A 3,655-nucleotide genomic window follows, 5' to 3' on the forward strand; every position below is an offset into this window, starting at 1 on the left:
TGCAATGATTCGGTCGGGGTCTATCGAGTAGAGTGAATGAATTGAGGAGGCAGCTTCTATTAAATCAGCAGCATTTATTTTGAAGGTTATAGGAGTCACTGCATCCGCCAGTCCTGCTTGCATTGTTTGGTGTTTCTCTGCTAAAGCTTGTTGGAAAATTTTGTTGACCGCTCTTTCTACTATTGCTTCAAGTTCGCCGCCACTAAAATTTACTGTGGAAGTATTCAGCAGAGTTCGCCACTCACTTTCAGTTAATGGCCCATCTTTTTGATCATAGCGGGAATCATATCTGGAAGCGTGCAACTGGATGATTTCTTTCCGTTCGATCGCTTGAGGTAAACCAACATAAAATTTTCTATCAAACCTTCCCGCACGAGTTAATTCTGGTGGTAGCGATTTGAGGCGGTTGAGCGTGGCAATTACATAGGTTTTGCTTTTCTTCTCTTGCAACCAGGTTAGTAACGTACCGAGAATTTGCCTGTTGGCAATGTCTTCTCCTGAATTATTTGAGGCGGCAAAGAGTTTGTCAAATTCGTCAAATCCTATGACGCAAGGTTCAAGTGCTTCCACTCGCCGCAGCACCTCTTTAAGGAACTTTAGACCGCCTGCTACTATCGTCCCTACATCTAGCATGACTAGCGGGAAGTCCAGTAGGACAGCGCAAGCCTTGAGTGCCCTACTTTTGCCAGTCCCCGGCGGACCTACTAGCAAGCATCCTTTAGGAAGGGGAAGATTGCTTGCACGAGCTTCTGGAGAGTACTTGTTTTTAACTTCGATAAATGCTTTTTTAAGCAAGTCCAAGCCCCCAAAACTGTTGACTTCCGGTTTGGGTATGAACTCTAAGTTAAGGCTGCGAAGTAGGTTGATTTTATATTGAAGTAAAAAGAAAAGTGCGTCTTTTTCCTTAGTGCTACAACGCTTCAAACCTAAGCGAAGCCCAGTTTTGATTTCCTCTTCAGTTAATCCAGAAGCAGCCAAAGTTAAAGTGTTTATGTCAGAAGCATTTTTATCTACACTTTCTTCATTTAAAACCTCATTAGCTATTGAGAAGATTTCTTCAGGTTTGGGCAGAGGCTTCCACAATTCTGGGATAAGATTTACCAGATGTGAAGGTAAATCCACACCCATTGTCGAGAGCAGAATCAGGTATTTGGGTGACTGACTCAAGCGCCAGGTATTAAAGATAGTTCTGAGTTTGTCGTTGATTTTTAGAGCGCGAGCGCACCAGAGCGAGTCTGTTTGAGGTACAATATTTAGAAAAAACTGTAAATTTTCTACCACAAAGATACCAGGCTCTTCGCACTGTAGCAAAAAGTTAACCAGGTCAATTAAGCAGTCATTAATTGGTTGAAACTTATCCCAGACTTTTTGACATAGCTTTGCTCCGTAAACTTCAAAAACCTCTTGTCCATAATTCCAAACATATACTGGCAACTTCCTGGGAACTGCCAACCGTTCATCAATCCATTTCAATGTATTCGGCTGCTCTATAGCAGAACACTGAATGGAAACGACTTTAACAGTTTCTATTAATAAATCCAGGTCTTGCCAGTCCATAATATTTTGTCCGCTTGAGTTTTTACGTCATAACCTATTTCCTAGCAAAGTTTTCCCAAAAATAATACCTACCTTCAGTGGGAACAATATCTTTAAATTTTTCTAAGGCGGTATAGTCTTAAAAATCGACAGTTCCCGCTAAATTTAGCTAAGCTTTACGCCTAAAGACAGAGAAGCGCTATTCCCAAAGTAATTGTGGTTTTTCCGCCTCAAGTTGCATAAGTTTTCTCCCATTAAGCACACAAAAATAGCATAGCTTTTTACTGCCTTTAGAAAGATGGATAGTCAGTTAATGTCGGGCTATTAAATAGAAAGAAGAATTCAAACAGCAATTCACAATAACTAGCTGTTTCACAGACTTGTAAGCGAGCTATTGGAGTAGAAAGTAGAATTTATGACTTCTCAATTTGCGCGTTATGGCGTGCGTTCATGCCAGCTTAAAAACCAAAGCTTTTTGGCACGGATACCTATTAGCGCACTCATGTCAACAGCAACAGTCTTACTTTTAATTGACATGGTGGTAGATGGCGGTGTTACCAGTTTCCTTGCTTTTGGGCTTGGCATTATCGGAACGGCATCGGTAATATGGCCTTGCGAAATCAACAAATTCTTTAATGGGTTTTGGCGCTGGCAGCGTCGCCATAAAGTCAACATTCTACCTTTACTTTGCACAGTGATAGTAACGCTGTGGTGGTTGGATATTACTAGCGCTCCTGCTCACGCTCAATTTTTTATTCAAACAGAAAATTGGCTGCGTAGCGCTTTTCCAATTAACGGTGCTACTGGTGGTACTGGAGCTGGTGGAACTGATATTTACAGCGTCGTTTTTAACACATTACGAGCAATTTTTGTTTTGTATTTAGCAGTTGCTTTAGTCAGAGTAATTGCAGCAGCCAGAAATGACGAAGATTGGCAGTCTTTAGCCAGAACTCCCCTAATTATTCTGGTCACAGTAACTTTAGGGGATATCTTAGCTGGACTAATTACTGGTGGTGCAGCTGGTGGCCCTGGTGCTGCTCCTTAATCTTCGTTTTAGTTAACTCCACTTTGGGTAAAAATCGATGCCCGAATCAAATAACAAAAGATTTCGAGCCGTTAACCCTACTTTGGGAAAGGCTCCCAAAGTGGGGCCATTCCCAGCCGATCAAATATTTCCTTGGGCAGGTATTTGTTTGACAAGTTACTGGGTTTGCAAACTTATTTTAGGTCTTTCTTGGTTGTGGACTGGGGTGATTGCTGGCTGGGGAATCTCTACTTGGTGGGTACTGACAGGGAGTAAAGCTTGGAAATTCTTGTCAAAATTTATTTCCACTCCCTTTTGGGTTAGAGGATTTGGACAGTATCGCAGAATGCTAAAACCTACGCCAAATCGACAATTCAAAAAAGTTAACAAATATCGACGATAGAAGGTGGGAGATTGTGTTTGGGTTTAAGAAAAAAGACAAAAAGAAGGCTCAACCAATTAAGGTAAAAACCAAAACTAAGATTGGCAAGCGCTGGATAAATGATGGAGAAACCAAGGTTAGAGCCACGCCCTTTGAAGATGAATGCCATTTAGCGTCAATGGTGCAAATTGAACTGAGAGGTAGAAAGATAGGTGCTTACCTGCTCAAAAAAGGTGAAAACAGCTTAATGCTTCAGTTCGGCTTTGAATGCCAAGGTATTCATACCACTCTAAGAACTGAACAAATCGAGCCAATTTTTGATGCCATTGAAGCCAGTTTAAAAGACTTACCGGAGAACGAACGGTTAACCATCAACTTAGGTTCTTTCACGTCAGATGCAGCCAGACAAGAAGAATTGAAAAACTTGTGCCAACACGCACCCAATACAGAACTGCAATATTTGCTCATGGGTGAACGCAAGCGGGTACAGGAACTGACGGATATGGGCATTCGCAAGCCAAAGTTCTTACGCTTATATGGCACTTATACCGTTGAGCCAGATACGGAGGGAACAACGGATTTGATTGAAAAAGCTTTAGCCAAACTTGAACGATCGTGGAAGCAATTTACAGGTGAATTGCAGCACTTCCAATACATTCGAGTTGAGAAACTGATTTATTCATCTTTTACGGATGGATTTCAAATCTGGGAAC

The 3,655-nt window shown here is 41.6% G+C and carries 3 protein-coding genes and 1 pseudogene; 3 read left to right on the forward strand and 1 reads right to left on the reverse strand.

Annotated elements, in window-relative coordinates; genetic code table 11:
- Positions 1–1,557, reverse strand: a 1,557-nt coding sequence (locus tag H6S82_RS23475) for an AAA family ATPase (protein WP_191056792.1), incomplete at its 3' end; no start/stop codon positions are given.
- Positions 1,558–1,951: 394 nt separating this feature from the next.
- Here H6S82_RS23475 and H6S82_RS23480 point away from each other — a divergent pair.
- The 3 genes and pseudogenes from H6S82_RS23480 to H6S82_RS23490 all read left to right on the forward strand — a co-directional run.
- The gene (locus tag H6S82_RS23480; RefSeq protein WP_190474676.1) at positions 1,952–2,581 is read left to right on the forward strand and encodes a hypothetical protein; all 630 of its coding nucleotides are present in this window, start codon (positions 1,952–1,954) and stop codon (positions 2,579–2,581) included.
- Positions 2,582–2,618: 37 nt separating this feature from the next.
- The gene (locus tag H6S82_RS23485) at positions 2,619–2,963 is read left to right on the forward strand and encodes a hypothetical protein (RefSeq protein WP_190474673.1); all 345 of its coding nucleotides are present in this window, start codon (positions 2,619–2,621) and stop codon (positions 2,961–2,963) included.
- A 13-nt stretch (positions 2,964–2,976) separates the two neighbouring features.
- Positions 2,977–3,655, forward strand: a pseudogene (locus H6S82_RS23490) (hypothetical protein); the annotation flags it as partial.

Source organism: Planktothrix sp. FACHB-1355 (genome assembly GCF_014748295.1).
In the GTDB taxonomy this organism is placed as follows: Bacteria; Cyanobacteriota; Cyanobacteriia; order Cyanobacteriales; family Aerosakkonemataceae; genus Aerosakkonema; species Aerosakkonema funiforme_A.

Excerpts from the sequence above, each read along its gene's own strand:
- H6S82_RS23480 (WP_190474676.1), top strand. The coding sequence starts at position 1,952 with ATGACTTCTCAATTTGCGCGTTATGGCGTGCGTTCATGCCAGCTTAAA.
- H6S82_RS23485 (WP_190474673.1), top strand. The coding sequence starts at position 2,619 with ATGCCCGAATCAAATAACAAAAGATTTCGAGCCGTTAACCCTACTTTG.